At 62.2% G+C, this 13,357-nt stretch carries 11 protein-coding genes; 1 reads left to right on the top strand and 10 read right to left on the bottom strand.

Features of this window, described 5'->3' with window-relative positions:
- The 3 genes from EGM97_RS15785 to gabP all read right to left on the bottom strand — a co-directional run bounded on the left by EGM97_RS15785 (position 1) and on the right by gabP (position 4,736).
- Positions 1 to 1,371: an HlyD family type I secretion periplasmic adaptor subunit gene (locus EGM97_RS15785; protein ID WP_238962049.1), complete on the bottom strand. Its 1,371-nt coding sequence runs from the start codon at positions 1,369 to 1,371 to the stop codon at positions 1 to 3.
- The gene (locus EGM97_RS15780) at positions 1,364 to 3,085 is read right to left on the bottom strand and encodes a type I secretion system permease/ATPase (protein ID WP_238962050.1); all 1,722 of its coding nucleotides are present in this window, start codon (positions 3,083 to 3,085) and stop codon (positions 1,364 to 1,366) included. The genes EGM97_RS15785 and EGM97_RS15780 overlap by 8 nt, the downstream gene beginning before the upstream one ends.
- 247 nt (positions 3,086 to 3,332) lie before the next feature.
- Positions 3,333 to 4,736, bottom strand: coding sequence for a GABA permease (gabP, locus tag EGM97_RS15775; protein WP_238962051.1), 1,404 nt, complete (start codon positions 4,734 to 4,736; stop codon positions 3,333 to 3,335).
- A 406-nt stretch (positions 4,737 to 5,142) separates the two neighbouring features.
- Here gabP and EGM97_RS15770 point away from each other — a divergent pair, with 406 nt between their 5' ends.
- A complete protein-coding gene (locus EGM97_RS15770; protein ID WP_238962052.1) occupies positions 5,143 to 6,246 on the top strand; it encodes a sigma-54 interaction domain-containing protein in 1,104 nt (367 codons plus the stop codon).
- A 12-nt stretch (positions 6,247 to 6,258) separates the two neighbouring features.
- On the opposite strand, the gene EGM97_RS15765 is transcribed toward EGM97_RS15770, so the two are convergent.
- The 7 genes from EGM97_RS15765 to msuE form a co-directional block, all read right to left on the bottom strand.
- Positions 6,259 to 7,023 (bottom strand): ABC transporter ATP-binding protein, encoded by a 765-nt coding sequence (locus EGM97_RS15765; RefSeq protein WP_238962053.1) that lies wholly within the window; start codon positions 7,021 to 7,023, stop codon positions 6,259 to 6,261.
- 61 nt (positions 7,024 to 7,084) lie between these two features.
- Positions 7,085 to 8,410 carry an ABC transporter substrate-binding protein gene (locus EGM97_RS15760; RefSeq protein ID WP_238962054.1) on the bottom strand — a complete coding sequence of 442 codons (1,326 nt, stop codon included), beginning with the start codon at positions 8,408 to 8,410 and terminating at the stop codon, positions 7,085 to 7,087.
- 72 nt (positions 8,411 to 8,482) lie between these two features.
- Entirely contained in the window at positions 8,483 to 9,550 is a 1,068-nt protein-coding gene (locus EGM97_RS15755) for a branched-chain amino acid ABC transporter permease (protein ID WP_238962055.1), read from the bottom strand.
- 46 nt (positions 9,551 to 9,596) lie between these two features.
- Positions 9,597 to 10,478, bottom strand: a complete 882-nt coding sequence (locus tag EGM97_RS15750; protein ID WP_238962056.1) for a branched-chain amino acid ABC transporter permease — start codon at positions 10,476 to 10,478, stop codon at positions 9,597 to 9,599.
- A gap of 68 nt (positions 10,479 to 10,546) precedes the next feature.
- Positions 10,547 to 11,326, bottom strand: a complete 780-nt coding sequence (locus tag EGM97_RS15745; RefSeq protein WP_238962057.1) for an ABC transporter ATP-binding protein — start codon at positions 11,324 to 11,326, stop codon at positions 10,547 to 10,549.
- A 12-nt stretch (positions 11,327 to 11,338) separates the two neighbouring features.
- Complete coding sequence (gene sfnG, locus EGM97_RS15740) at positions 11,339 to 12,442, bottom strand: dimethylsulfone monooxygenase SfnG (protein WP_238962058.1); 1,104 nt, start codon at positions 12,440 to 12,442, stop codon at positions 11,339 to 11,341.
- A gap of 36 nt (positions 12,443 to 12,478) precedes the next feature.
- Positions 12,479 to 13,042, bottom strand: coding sequence for an FMN reductase (msuE, locus tag EGM97_RS15735; RefSeq protein WP_238962059.1), 564 nt, complete (start codon positions 13,040 to 13,042; stop codon positions 12,479 to 12,481).
- Positions 13,043 to 13,357 lie beyond the last annotated feature (315 nt).

The following is a 13,357-nucleotide window of genomic DNA, read 5'->3' as shown; positions in this document are numbered from 1 at the left end:
TCATTCCTCTTTAAAGGCCGCCAACAAGCGTTCGCGCAACGGTTTCATCAAGTAGTTCATCAGCGTGCGTTCCCCCGTCACCACCGTGACATCGGCCAGCATGCCGGGACGCACCAGCAACCCGGCGGACTGCAACGCGGCAACGGTATCGGCGCCAATCTCCACCTTGGCCGAGAAATACGGCTGGTGCGTCTGCTCATCGATCAACTGATCCGCCGACACCGTACTCACCGTGCCCGTCACCGTTGGCGTATCGACACGTTGCAAAGCGGTGAAATGCACATGCACCGGCAGCCCCGGTCGCAACTTGTTGGCCATCAGCGGCTCGAAACGCGCCGTGATCGCCATGGGGGCATCCAGAGGCACCACTTGCATCAAGGTCTGGCCGGCCTGGACAACGCCGCCAACCGTGTGGATGTTCACGTCCATCACTTGCCCGGCCGCCGGCGCACGGATGGCACCGTTGTCGACTTCGAACTGCAAGGCGCGGATCTGCTCGGCATATCCCGCCGCCTCGGCGGACACCTCGCTGAGCTGGGTTTCGGCGTCACGCCGGAACTCCTGTTGTGCCTGCAACGCCTTGAGCCGGCTCTCATTGATCGCCTGCCGGGTCCTGCCGATATCGCCGACCCCGGAGGCGATCTGGCCAGCCAGTTGCGCGGCATTGCGTTCGGCCTCGAAGAGTTTGTTGCGCGGTACATAACCCTCACGCGCCAGGTCCCGCAGCCCCTCCAGTTCCTGTTGCTGGAAGCGCATTTGCGCGTCGTAGTTGCGCTTGACGCCTTCGTAGCCGAGCAACTGCTGTTGGAGCGCCGCGACTTCATGCTCGATGATCTGCAAACGGCTGCCCAACTCCGCGCGACGGGTCAGGAACAACTGGCTCTGCAACGCCATGGCCGCCTTGACCCGCGGCTCGTCGGCACGCTCGAGCAATTGCGCGGGCCATTGGATCTCGGCGGCGCCCAGGCGCTCGGCGATCAGTCGCGCCTCGATGCTGCGGTCGTTGAGCAACTTGCCCAGGGTCACGTCCAACTGCGACTGCGCCTGCACAGTGTTGAGCTGCACCAGCAACTGCCCCTGGCTGACGCGGTCGCCATCGCTCACCAACAGTTTCTCCACCACGCCGCCCACCAGCGACTGCACCGCCTTGCGCTCGCCGGCCACCACCACGGTGCCACTGCCGACGACGCCCTGGTCCAGCGGTGCCAGGCAGGCCCAGAGCAACGCACCACCCAAGGCCAGAACCAGGAAACCCACGCCATAACGGGCAGCACCGCTCGCATCGGTGCTGGCGCCGGGCAATGCAGCGACGTTGCGCACGCTCAGCCCCTGCTCGCTGTCGGCTCGGGTGTTGGGGGCCAAGTCACGCATCTTCGCCCGCCTCCCTCACCGCTGTCGGCCGCGGCCCAGGCATCAGCGCCTTGAGCACCCGGTCCCGAGGGCCGAACGCCTGTTGCATACCGTCCTTGAGCACCAGAATGTGATCGACCACCGCCAGCACGGCAGGCCGATGGGTAATCAGCACCACGGTGCTGCCGGCGGATTTCAGCGCATTGATGGCCTGCACCAACGCCAGTTCGCCGGCCTCGTCGAGGTTGGAGTTGGGCTCATCGAGCACGATCAGCGAGGGGTGCCCATAAAGCGCACGGGCCAGGCCGAGACGTTGTTTCTGCCCACCGGATAGACCAAGCCCGCCGGGGCCCAGCGGCGTGTCATAGCCCAGGGGGAACCTCAGGATCATTTCGTGGATACCGGCGTGACGGCTGGCGGCGATGATTTTGTCGGCGTCCTGCTCGCCGAAACGGGCAATGTTGTCGGCGACGCTGCCGTCGAACAGTTCGATGTCTTGCGGCAGGTAACCCAGGTGCGGGCCCAGGGCATCGTGGGACCATTGGCTGATCTCGGCGTTGTCCAGGCGCACCGATCCCCCCAGGGGCGGCCACACACCGACCAGCGCCCTGGCCAGGGTCGACTTGCCACTGGCGCTGGGACCGACGACCGCCAGCACTTCCCCCTTGCTCAGGCTGAAGTTGATCCCCCGCAGTATCGGCTGTGTCGAACCGGGCGGGCCGACATACAGCTGCTCCAGGCGCACCGCGCCGGTCGGCGGCGGCAAAGGCATGCGCAGGCGTTCGCGAGGATGTTGGGCCAGCAACTGGCTCAGGCGCTGATAGCTCTGGCGGCCGGCATTGAATTGCTTCCACGAACCGATGGCGATTTCCACCGGCGCCAGGGCTCGCCCCAGCAGCAGCGACATGGCGATCATCATGCCCGCCGAAAGCTGGCCTTCGAGCACCAGCAACGCCCCCAGGCCCAGAGCCAGGGACTGTCCGGAAATACGCACGAAGCGAGTCGTCGAGGTGATACGGGCACTGCGGTCGCTGGCATGGGCCTGGGCGGCAATGATGCGTTGCTGCAGCAGACTCCAGCGTTGGCGCAACGCCCCGAGCATGCCCAGGGCCTGGATAACCTCGGCATTGTGCAGCGTGCTATTGACGTAAGCGGCCGATTGCACACCCAGCCGGTTGGCTTCCCCCAGGCGCCCCCGAGTCGCCAACTCACCCCACAACGCCAGACCGATGAGCACCAGCGCAAGCACCAGCGTCAGCACACCGAACCAGGGATGGAAGATGAACGCCACCAACAGAAAAATCGGCAGCCACGGCGCATCGAGCAAGGCGATCAGGCCCTGGCCGGTGATCAATTGCCGCAGCGTTGCCAGATCCGTGAGCACCTGGGCCGGGTTGGCGTTGTGTTCGCGCAGGCTGCGGGCGAACGCGGCGTCGAAAATCCGCTCGCCCAGGGCTTCGTCCAAGCCCGCGCTCATGCGGATCATCACCTCGCCGCGCACCCACTCGATCAAGGCACTGAACATGAACAGCCCCAGGGCAATCAAGGTCAGCATGAACAGGGTGGTTTCGTTGCGACTGGTCAGGACGCGGTCATAGACCTGCATCATGTAAAGCGATGGCACCAGCACCAGCAGATTGATCACACCGCTGAACAGCGCCAGCGCCCAGAACACCTTGCGATAGCTCAACAAGGCGGCATCGATGTCGTGACGCGGATCGAGTAGCAAAGCCATAGAGTGGCAACCCGCCAAAGGAATAGTCGGTCCAGGACGCAATCCATCGCGAGTTATTTGCCCGAGGGCGAGCACCACGGGCGCCCATTACTGACAACGCAGCCGCGGGTTAGTGCCGGTTCGACAGGTGGGGGTTTCGAGGCGGGTGACAGGCGGATGCCAGACACCGCAGAAGCTGTTTCAGGCTTGAAACAGCCAGGAGGATCGAGACCCTGTCAGCACCTCGACAGGGCCCCTTGCAGCATGACTACGAACCCAGGGTAACCGCTCCCTTCACTGGGGAGTGCTGACGCGACGTCACCAGCCCGATGAAGGAAATGATCAGCGCCAGGCCCAGGGTGGAGCTCACCTCGCTACGGTGCTCGGGCGTGATCATCATGACCGCCAACGCCGCCGAGATGAACGCGATGACCACCCAGGTCAACCAGGGAAACAGCCACATGCGAAAGGTCAGCTCGACGTTCTGGCGACGCAGCATCCGGCGCATGCGCAGTTGCGAGATAGCGATCACCAGATACACCAGCAAGGCGATGGCGCCGGAACTGGCGAGCAGGAACTGAAACAGCCCGGCGGGCATGAAATAGCTGAACAAGGTGATACCCGCCCCCAGTACGGTACTGGCGATCACGGCGGCCCTTGGAACGCCGGCCGAAGACGTCACTTTCAGCGACTTCGGCGCATCGCAACGTCGTGCGAGGGAATACAACATGCGCGAAGCAATGTAGATCGAGGAGTTCATGCAACTGGCCACTGCGATCAACACCACCGCATCCACCATGAACTTGGCGTGGGGAATGTTCATCAACTCCAGCGCACGCTGGTAAGACCCCACCGACGCCAGGAGCGGATCGTTCCAGGGCACCACGGAAATGACCACGAAGATCGACAGCAGGTAGAACACGCCGATGCGCCAGATCACCGAGCGCGTCGCCTTGGCGATGTTCTGGGCGGGGTTATCGGATTCCGCCGCGGCGATGGTTACGGCTTCTGTCCCGATGAAGCTGAACATGATGGTGATGAAAGCCCCGACCACCGCCGACAAGCCGTTGGGAGCGAAACCGCCATGCTCTTGCATCAGGCGACTCAGGCCGCTGGCTTCCCGCTCGGGAATCCAGCCCATCAGGACCGCGAACCCCAGGGAAATGAAACCGATGATCGCCACGACCTTGGCCATGGCGAACCAGAATTCGAACTCACCGTACTTGGACACACTGAACAGGTTGGTCACGGCCAGGGCGACAATCGATACCGAAGCAAAGAACCAGGCATCGATGGAGGGGAACCATTGATTCAATACATGCCCGGCGGCCAACGCCTCGATGGGGATCACCAGCACCCAGAACCACCAATAGAGCCACCCGATGGTGAAACCCGCCCAGCGTCCGATGGCCTGGTCGGCGTAGGTGGAGAAGGAGCCGGTGTCCGGGCGGGCCACCGCCATCTCCCCGAGCATCCGCATCACCAGCACCACCAGCAGGCCGGAAAACAGATAAGCCAGCAGGACGGCGGGCCCCGCTGCCGCGATGGCGTGTCCCGATCCCACGAATAAACCGGCGCCGATAATCCCGGCGATGGACAACATGGTGACGTGTCGAGGCTTGAAGCCCTGTGCCAGATGGCCGTTCGAATCCTTGAAACTGGGGCTGGTCATTTTCTTATTCTCTTTGTGATGGGCTTGAAACGCACACAGGCACGGACACTGTGAGGAAACCGTGCGCCACGTTACCTGCCTCGCTTGCCGTGTCAATTGCCTGTAAGCGCTCCTTTTATGCCTGATCTCGTCACTTTCGGCGTAGCATTTGGCCATACCATCACCCTTCAAACGTCCACCCTGGCATTCGTCCGCTGCAGTGGGAGCGACGCTTGCCGACGATGGCGACCGGTCAACTGGCAGCGATGCCGAACGTACGCTGCCGCAAGCCATCACAGACCCACCGGCCATCTCAGCTTTAAGCAAATAACTTAACGTTATTTGTTTTATTTTTTTTAGATCACTTAGATTAGACCTTAAGCCTGATGGCCCACACACCCAGCGAACCTATCCATAGGCGACCGTCATGCAGCTCCTTACCCTACCCCCATCTCCCGGCCTGGCCACTTCGATACGTGCAACGGCCCAGGTCTTCGAAGACCCATCGTCTCGCGCCCTGCTGGCCCATCTGCAACAAGTGGCCCCCAGCGATGCCAGCGTGCTGATCATCGGCCAGACCGGCACTGGCAAGGAACTGGTGGCGCGCCACATACACAACCTCAGCGCCCGCCGGGACAAGCCGTTCATCGCGGTGAACTGCGGGGCGTTTTCCGAGACGCTGGTGGAGGCCGAGCTGTTCGGCCACGAGAAAGGCGCTTTCACGGGGGCGCTGACGGCCAAGGCCGGCTGGTTCGAGGAAGCCGACGGCGGCACGTTGTTCCTGGATGAAATCGGTGATTTGCCCCTGCCGATCCAGGTCAAATTGCTCAGGGTGCTGCAGGAACGTGAAGTGGTGCGACTGGGCTCGCGCAAGAGCATCAGGATCAACGTCCGTGTGCTGGCCGCCACCAACGTGCAACTGGAAAAAGCCATCAATGCCGGGCACTTTCGCGAAGACCTCTATTACCGTCTCAATGTAGTCAGCCTGGTGCTCAAGCCTCTTCGCGAGCGGCCCGGCGACATCCTGCCGCTGATCCGCCATTTCATCGCCGAATACAGCCGCAGGCTCGGCCACGGCGAAGTCACGCTGGATGCCCAGGCGCAACGCAAACTGCTCGACTACTCCTGGCCGGGCAACATCCGCGAGCTGGAAAACGTCATCCATCACACCTTGCTGATCTGCCGCAACAACGTGATTGGCGTACAGGACCTGCACCTGTCCAACTTGCGCATCGACCGTCAACAGGACCCGCAATCCGGCGTCCCCCAGAACGCCGACGCCTTGCTGCAAAAAGCGTTCGAGCAGTTGCTCCAACGGGAGGACGGCGACCTGTATGAAAAGGTCGAAGCGCAGTTGCTGCGCGCCGCTTATCGCTACGCCAACTTCAACCAGGTGCACACCGCCAGCCTGCTGGGCCTGAGCCGCAATGTCACCCGCACGCTGCTGATCAAGATCGGCGAGCTGGTGGTAAACAAACGTCGGCCCGCGTTGAGCACACGGGACGGCCAGGTCATCAATCTTTCAACCTAGTCGCCACAGGGTTTAACCGCCCACCGCAACAGCCTTCGTCCCCAGGTAAAAGTCCTGGAGATCGCCCCGGGCCGCCAGTTGCCCGGCGCTGCCCTCACTGACCACGCGACCGCTTTCCAACACATACCCATAGTGGGCGTATCGCAGCGCAATGTTGATGTTCTGCTCGGCGATCAGGAAGCTGACGCCGTCGTGCCGATTGAGTTGACGAACGATGTCGAAGATTTCCTCGACGATCTGCGGCGCCAACCCCATCGACGGTTCGTCCAGCAATACCAACTGCGGTCGGGCCATCAGCGCACGGCCAATGGCGATCATCTGTTGTTCTCCCCCGGAGGTGTAGCCGGCCAGGCTCTTGCGCAGCAGCTTCAGGCGAGGGAAATACCCGTAGACCAATTCCAGATCGGCCAATAGCTGACGCCGCGAAACCTGCCGTGGGAGGGCGCCGGCCAACAGGTTCTCCTCCACGGTCAACTGGGCGAAGCAATGCCGGCCCTCCAGCACTTGCACCAACCCGTCGGCTGCCAGGGTGTGAGGCGCGCTGCGCGTAACGTCCCTTCCCTGATAGGAAACCCGTCCCCGTACCACTTCACCCCGCTCGGCCTGCACGAGGTTGGACGCCGCTTTCAACGTGGTGCTCTTGCCCGCGCCGTTGGCGCCCAACAGCACCGCGACTTGCCCCTTCGCCACCTCCAGCGAAACGCCCCGTACAGCCAGGAGGGTCTGTTCGTAGAGAACCTCGATATCGTCGATTTGCAGGATCGGCACATCCGTCATGCTGTCTCGCCTCTGTCAGAGGACGACCGGGACACCTGGGTGCCCGGTTCGCCCGGATGCCTCAGGATTCCTGGGTGCAGTCGCGCGGGGCAATGCCTTTTTCCCGGGCGTACTGGTGGGAGGACGCTTCGATGATCGGCCGCAACAATGCGCGGTCGGCCTGCACCCAATCGCTGATCAACTTCCACTGCGTGCCGTCCCATTGCTGGAAGCGCACCGCGCCACCGCCTTCGTGATCGGAGCAAGACAGTTGCAGCGGCTGCACCAGCCCCAACGCGCCGAGCGCCTTGAGCCGGGCGTCGTCGAGTTGGAGATGTTCGAAGCCCCAACGCACCTGTTCCCCGGTCAGCGGCTGTTTGCCGAACTTCTGCTGGGCAATGCGCACGGCTTCGACGTTGAGGATGCCGTTGACCACGCCGAGGTTGTAATACACGGTACCAAAGCGCTTGGGGTCGGCCAGGTCGCCCTTTCCGGCATCGACCACCTGCTGCTTGATGCCTTGCAATACCAGGAAATCGGTGCCCGAAGGATGGGTGGTGATCGCAATGAATCCTTTGGCCGCCGCACCGGCCGGCGCGGCATCATCCTCGGAATTGCTCCAGATGTTGCCGATGATATGGTCCGCCGGGAAGCCGACTTTCTGCGCGGTCTTCAACGCCACCGGGTTCATCACGCCCCACCCCCGCAGAATGACCCAATCGGGTTTCTCCCGGCGGATATTCAACCATTGGGATTGCTGCTCGTTGCCCGGATGCGGGACCTCCAGCAAGGTCAGTGTGAAGCCGTACTTGTCGGCCAGGGTCTGCAGCACCTCATTGGTTTCCTTGCCGTAGGGCGAGCCGTGATACAGGGTGACGATCTTCTGGCCCTTGAGCTTTTCCAGTCCGCCGGCGCGCTGGCCGATGTAGTTGATGATCGCCGACACCTCGGAATACGGGTTCAGTTGCAACGGGAAGACATAGGGAAACACGCTGCCGTCGGTGGAGTCGGTGCGGCCGTGGTTGATGGTGATCAACGGCAACTTGTCGGCCGTCGAACGCTCCAGCGTGGCGTAGGCGATACCTACCGACAACGGATTGGTGGCCGCTGCGGGGGCGCCGTTCAAGCCTTTCTTCAGGCGCTCGTAGCACTCGACGCCTTTTTCCACCACGTACTCGGTCTCGCATTCGCTCCAGGTCAGCTTGACGCCATTCACACCACCGTTGGCGTTGACGTACTTGAGATAGTCGATGAAACCACCGAAGAACCCCGTCCCGCCGGCTGCATAAGGGCCGACGCGATAGCTTTGCAAGGGGAAATACTGCTCGTTGTCAGCCTGAACACAAAAGGCAGCGACGGTCAGGCTGACCGCCAATGCCAGACGGCTGGCGAATGATCGTTTAAACATCGGGTTTTTCCTTGTTCTGAAACCAGTGATTAGCCAACGGAATGGAACTGCATGCCGCGTCGTGCGGTTCGCTCAGTAGCGCAGCGGCCATAGCCGTGCGCGCTCGCGAAATGTCTGCCAGAGGCGTGCCAGGCCCTCTGGCTCCTTGATCAGAAACAGAATGATCAGCGCGCCGAAAATGATCTTCTGCAGGTTCTCCACCTGGCCGGCGTCGAGCACCCCGCCGGGCAGCAGAGACACCAGGTTCGACAGCAGCACCGGAAACAGCACGATGAAGGCCGCCCCGAGGAAATTGCCCAGCAGGCTGCCCAGGCCACCGATAATGATGATGAAGAGGACCTGGAACGACCGATTGAGATCGAAGCCATGGGGCTCCACCGTGCCCAGATAGGTAAAGGCCCACAGGGCGCCGGCCACACCGAGGAAAAAACCGCTGATGGCGAAGGCCAGCAACTTGGTTTTCGCCAGCGGAATGCCGATGACCGCGGCCGCTGTATCCATGTCGCGCACCGCCATCCAGTTGCGCCCCAACTCGCTGCGCACCAGGTTTTTGCCCACCCAGAACAACGCGGTGACCACCGAAAGGGTCAGCAGATAGCGGCCCACTGGCGAATCCAGGTTCACGCCGGCGATGTCCAGGCGTGGCGCACTGATCACGCCCGAAGCGCTGTCGTTTGAAAACCAACTGAACCGGGTCAGCGCCCAGGTCACGAAGAACTGCGCCGCCAACGTCGACACCAGCAGATAGAAACCCTTGATGCGCAAGCTCGGAAGGCCGAACAGCAGCGAAACCAGCGCCGCCGCCAGTCCGCCCAGGGCGATGCTGAGCAACAGCGGCAGCGCGGCAACCCGCACTTCGAGGTTGTAGGTGGCAAAGGCGCCCACCGCCATGAACGCCGCCGAGCCGAGGGATAGCTGCCCGGCATAGCCGGTCACCAGATTCAGCCCCAATCCGGCCAGGGACAGCACCAGGAACGGGATCAGAATCGCACTGAACCAATAGTCATTACCCAGCCATGGGATCACGAAAAACGCCGCCACCAGCAGCGCCGCAAAAGCGTAGCGGTCCTGGCGCAGGGTAAAGACACGGCGACCCTGGGCATAACGCGTATTGAACTGACCCGCTTCACGATAAAACATGCCGATCTCCCGAGTGGCTTGTACGGTTGTGATTTGAGTGAGCCCACTAGACCCGCTCGATGGCGCGCTCGCCAAACAGCCCTGCCGGACGCACCAGCAAAAACAGCAGCGCCAACCCATAGGGAAACCAGTTCTCGATGCCGCTGCCGATGACGGGGCCGAGGTAGACCTCCGCCAACTTCTCCGAGGCGCCGATGATCAACCCGCCGACAATCGCCCCGCTGATGGAGGTAAAGCCCCCGATGATCAGCACCGGCAACGCCTTGAGCACCACCAGCGACAGCGAGAACTGCACCCCCAGGCGAGCGCCCCAGAGCAGACCGGCCACCAGCCCGACAAACCCCGCCACCGCCCACACCACCACCCACACCCGCTGCAAGCGGATGCCCACGGCCAGCGCCGCCAACGGATCATCGGCCACGGCGCGCAACGACAGTCCCAGCCGGGTCTTGTTGAACAGCCAGGACAACAGCAGCACCAGCGCAGCCGCCGTCAGCGCGGCAAAAATGTCGAACTGCGACAGCAGCATGCCGCCCAGTTCCAGCGGCTCGTCACTGATGCCCAGCTCCAGGCCATGGACCTGGGCGCCCCACAGTGCCTGGGCGAAACCTTCGATCATGTAAGAAAGCCCGAGCGTGGCCATGAACAGGGTGACGGGCGAACGGTTGACCAACGGACGCAACACCACGCGTTCCACCGCCACGGCGATCAGCACCATCGCCCCCAGGCTGATGGCGAACGCCAGCCAGAACGGCACCCCGCGCTCCAGCAGGCTGACGAAGGTCAACGCCGAGAACAGCACCATCGCACCCTGAGCGAAATTGAACACACCCGAGGCCTTGTAGATCAGCACAAAACCAATGGCGACCAGGGCGTACATCACACCGGCCAACAATCCGCCTATCAACACTTCAAAGAAAAATTCCATGCCTGTTCCTGTTCTGCGGGCGCAACTTGCCTGCCCTCCCCGAAGGAAAGGCCTCGGATGTTTGAGTATCAGTGGTGGGTGCCGAGGTAAGCCGCAATGACCTCTGGATTACGCCGTACCGCTTCGGGCGAGCCGTCGCCAATCTTGCGACCATAATCCAGCACCACCACGTGGTCGCTGATGCCCATGACGACGCCGATGTCGTGCTCGATCAACACCACGGTGGTGCCCAGCTCGCGGTTGACGTCCACGATGGAGCGGCTCATCTGCTGCTTCTCCTCGGCATTCATCCCGGCCATGGGTTCGTCCAGCAACAACAGTCGAGGCTCCGCCGCGAGGGCACGGGCCAGCTCCACCCGCTTCTGCAGGCCGTAGGGCAACTTGCCCACCAGCACGTCGCGCCAAGGCTGCAAGTGCAAGAATGCAATGACCCGTTCGGCGGCTTCGCGCTGGCGGTCATCATCCCCCCGGGCCCGACCGATTTGCAGGGCTTGCTCGATCCAGCTGCTGCGGCGCTTGAGGTTACGTCCGGTCAGCACGTTATCGAGCACGCTCATGCCCTTGAACAGCGCGATGTTCTGGAAGGTGCGAGCAATGCCGCCCACGGCGACGTCCCGGGCACGCATCCGGCGCCGCTCCTGCCGGTCGAAACGAATACGCCCCTCCTGCGGCTGGTACACGCCGTTGATGACATTCAACAGCGAGCTCTTGCCCGCACCGTTGGGGCCTATCAAGGCGCAAATCTCACCCGTCGCGACCGCAAAGCTGATATCCGTGATGGCCTTGACGCCTTTGAATGCCAGCGAAATGTTGTCCAGTTCCAACAAATGGGCGGTGGGCTGTGTCATGGGCACTTCCTCTCAGGCAGGTAGCGACTGGCGCTCGAACCGGGCTACTTTGCCTTGCTCCAGCTCACGCACCAGCGGCAAGACCTTGCGGCCGAAGTATTCGACTTCTTCCTGAAAGTGCAGGAAGCCCGCCAGTATCAGGTCGACGCCCACGGCCTTGAGCGCCACGATGCGTTCGGCGATCTGCCGCGGCGTGCCGATCAGGTTGGTCTTGAAGCCGTCGTTGTACTGCACCAGATCTTCGAAGCTGGACTTGGCCCAGTTGCCCTCGCCCTCCGGACTCGACTTGCCGGCCTGTTTCGCCGCATCGCCAAAGGCATTGACGGCTTCGGGGTCGGCCTGGTCGATGATCTGCGCCAAGACAACCCGGGCTTCTTCTTCCGTATCGCGGGCAATGACAAAGGCGTTGATGCCAACCTTGACCTTATGCTTGTTGGCCGCCGCTTTCGCCTGGATGTCGTCGACCTGAGCCTTGACGCCTTCGACGGTATTGCCGTTGGTGAAGTACCAGTCGGATACCCGAGCGGCCATGTCCCGGGCCGCACGGGAACTGCCACCCTGGAAGATTTCCGGGTGCTGTTGCAGCGGTTTGGGCTTGAGGGAGTAGTCGTGGAAGCGGTAAAAATCACCGCGGAAGGTGAAGTTGTCGGTCGTCCAGATACCTTTGAGCGCGGTGATGAATTCTTCGGAACGGCGATAACGCTCGTCATGCTCCAGCCACGGTTCGCCAATGGCCGTGAATTCCCCCTTGAACCACCCCGAGACGATGTTGACTGCCACGCGGCCACCCGTCAGTTGATCGATGGTTGCGATCTGCTTGGCCAGCACCGAAGGCGTCCAGGGCCCTGGCAACACAGCCGCGATGACTTTCAGGCGTGTTGTGGCGGCCAGCAAGGCGTGACTGAACGCCACCGACTCATGCTGGTATTCGGCACCGTAGCCGGCGGTAAAGCGGACCTGCGAAAGGGCATAGTCAAAGCCTGCCGCCTCGGCGATCTGCGCCAGCTTGCGGTTGTAGTCGATACCCCAGTCGGTGCGCTGGGCAATCTTGCTGACCACCAGCCCGCCGCTGACGTTGGGCACCCAGTAGGCAAATTTGATCGTGTCCTGGCTCATTGCATATACCCCGTGGTTCGTTGAAAAGTAGGTGGATCAGGCGGCGCTGGCGTTGCGCCGAGGCTCCGAAAAAAGGCTTTGCAGCGCCGACTCGACGGCACGCTCGATGCGTTCCAGCACCTGGGCGCTGGAGATCCGGTAATCGGTGAAGTCACTTTCGCTGGCATAGACACCCACCGGCAGACTCAAGGCCTGGAAGAATCCGAACAGCGGTCGCAGCTGGTGATCGATGACCAGGGCGTGGCGCTCGGAGCCGCCTGTGGCGGCCAGCAGCACCGGCACGTCCTTGAGGGCGTCGTGATGCACAAAATCGAACAGGTGCTTGAACAGGCCGGTGTAGGACGCCCGATATACCGGGGTGGCGGCAATCAGCAGGTCGGCGGTTTCAATGGCGCGCAGGGACTGTTCCACGGCGGCAGGCAGTGCATGGCGATGCAAGGCCCCGGCGAGTTGAGGGCCGATCTGGGATAACTCGATCACCTGCACGTCGATCGGCAATTGCTGCCCGAGCCGCGCCACCAATGTCTTGAGCAGCACCAGCGTTCGCGAGGGTTGCTGCACGCTGCCTGACACCGCCACCACTTTGAATTGCTTGCTCATCTGTCGCCCCATCCGGTGGACGCCACGTCGGCGTCCGCACCAGGGGTAGAGCAGCAACCGTGCCACCTGAATATTTCATTGATATTCAATGAGTTAGTGATTTTCATCGACGAGCGATGTTGTCGTGCGAGAAACAGGCTGTTGGTCCACTGTTGCCTGGGCAACACCTCACGGATAGACCTTCACGGCAGCGACTGTTGCGCGCCACACAGTGACGCAACACATTGTCCGCAGGCCGACAGCGCCCGCTTCGTAAAAACCGGCGCACGCTCAGGTTTCACGGGGCGTTTCGTGACGGGCACGCTCCGTGCAAAG

The organism is Pseudomonas sp. AF32, from assembly GCF_022342325.2.
Classification (GTDB): domain Bacteria; phylum Pseudomonadota; class Gammaproteobacteria; order Pseudomonadales; family Pseudomonadaceae; genus Aquipseudomonas; species Aquipseudomonas uvaldensis.
Note: the sequence above shows the minus strand (reverse complement) of the source record. Positions and strands in the feature narration are given on the sequence as shown.

Bases quoted from the DNA above. Each gene is read 5' to 3' on its own strand.
- EGM97_RS15765 (WP_238962053.1), bottom strand. From the start codon at position 7,023: ATGACGGATGTGCCGATCCTGCAAATCGACGATATCGAGGTTCTCTAC.
- msuE (WP_238962059.1), bottom strand. From the start codon at position 13,042: ATGAGCAAGCAATTCAAAGTGGTGGCGGTGTCAGGCAGCGTGCAGCAA.
- EGM97_RS15760 (WP_238962054.1), bottom strand. From the start codon at position 8,410: ATGTTTAAACGATCATTCGCCAGCCGTCTGGCATTGGCGGTCAGCCTG.
- sfnG (WP_238962058.1), bottom strand. From the start codon at position 12,442: ATGAGCCAGGACACGATCAAATTTGCCTACTGGGTGCCCAACGTCAGC.
- EGM97_RS15770 (WP_238962052.1), top strand. From the start codon at position 5,143: ATGCAGCTCCTTACCCTACCCCCATCTCCCGGCCTGGCCACTTCGATA.
- EGM97_RS15755 (WP_238962055.1), bottom strand. From the start codon at position 9,550: ATGTTTTATCGTGAAGCGGGTCAGTTCAATACGCGTTATGCCCAGGGT.
- EGM97_RS15750 (WP_238962056.1), bottom strand. From the start codon at position 10,478: ATGGAATTTTTCTTTGAAGTGTTGATAGGCGGATTGTTGGCCGGTGTG.
- EGM97_RS15780 (WP_238962050.1), bottom strand. From the start codon at position 3,085: ATGGCTTTGCTACTCGATCCGCGTCACGACATCGATGCCGCCTTGTTG.
- EGM97_RS15745 (WP_238962057.1), bottom strand. From the start codon at position 11,326: ATGACACAGCCCACCGCCCATTTGTTGGAACTGGACAACATTTCGCTG.
- gabP (WP_238962051.1), bottom strand. From the start codon at position 4,736: ATGACCAGCCCCAGTTTCAAGGATTCGAACGGCCATCTGGCACAGGGC.
- EGM97_RS15785 (WP_238962049.1), bottom strand. From the start codon at position 1,371: ATGCGTGACTTGGCCCCCAACACCCGAGCCGACAGCGAGCAGGGGCTG.